1 protein-coding gene is annotated in these 666 nt (G+C 42.2%); it reads left to right on the forward strand.

Translation table 11 applies throughout. From position 1 onward, the window contains the following. Nucleotides 1-299 (forward strand): RNA-guided endonuclease InsQ/TnpB family protein (locus tag IC21_RS06305; RefSeq protein WP_035180656.1); only part of this gene is annotated, 299 nt, incomplete at its 5' end. Between the last annotated feature and the right edge of the window lie 367 nt (nt 300-666).

Here is a 666-nt window from a genome sequence, read left to right on the forward strand (position 1 = left end):
AGGACTTGAACATGAAAGGGATGTCTCAAGCCCTTCACTTTGGGAAAAGCGTTCATGATAACGGCTGGGGTATGTTCACTACTTTCTTAGTGTATAAGCTAAAAGAACAGGGGAAACAACTTGTGAAAATTGATAAGTGGTTTCCCTCCACTAAGAAGTGTTCATGTTGTGGTGCAGAAAAACCTGTGAAACTATCTGAACGCACCTACCGTTGTTCGTGCGGTTATGTGGCAGATCGCGACTATAATTCAGCAATCAATATCAAAAATGAAGGTATACGCTTATTAGCGTTATCATAAGTAACAAAACTCTTGGAACAAGAGGGTTAGCTCGGTCAGTTTTCGTTGGCTAGTAAAAGCAACGATAAGTCGAGAAGCCCCCACTTCAATCAAACCGTAAGGTTGATAAGTGGAGGGTAGTTCACATGACGATATAGACGATATACCTGAAGTTGTGCATCAGCCCCGGGCGTCCATTTGCATGGCGATGGCTTTTTGCAGCAGGCAACAGAGCGGCAATATTTTGTTTATTTTTTATGGGATTTTTAGCCTTAAGCACCGGCAGCCTGTCTCCGGGTGTATGTGTAAAATTTTACTCGAAGGGGCAAATGAGTGGAAAAAAATGGGAAGACACTCTATCATCTAAATGTACACCTTGAATGAACAT

It is taken from the genome of Heyndrickxia coagulans DSM 1 = ATCC 7050, from assembly GCF_000290615.1.
Taxonomy (GTDB): domain Bacteria; phylum Bacillota; class Bacilli; order Bacillales; family Bacillaceae_C; genus Weizmannia; species Weizmannia coagulans.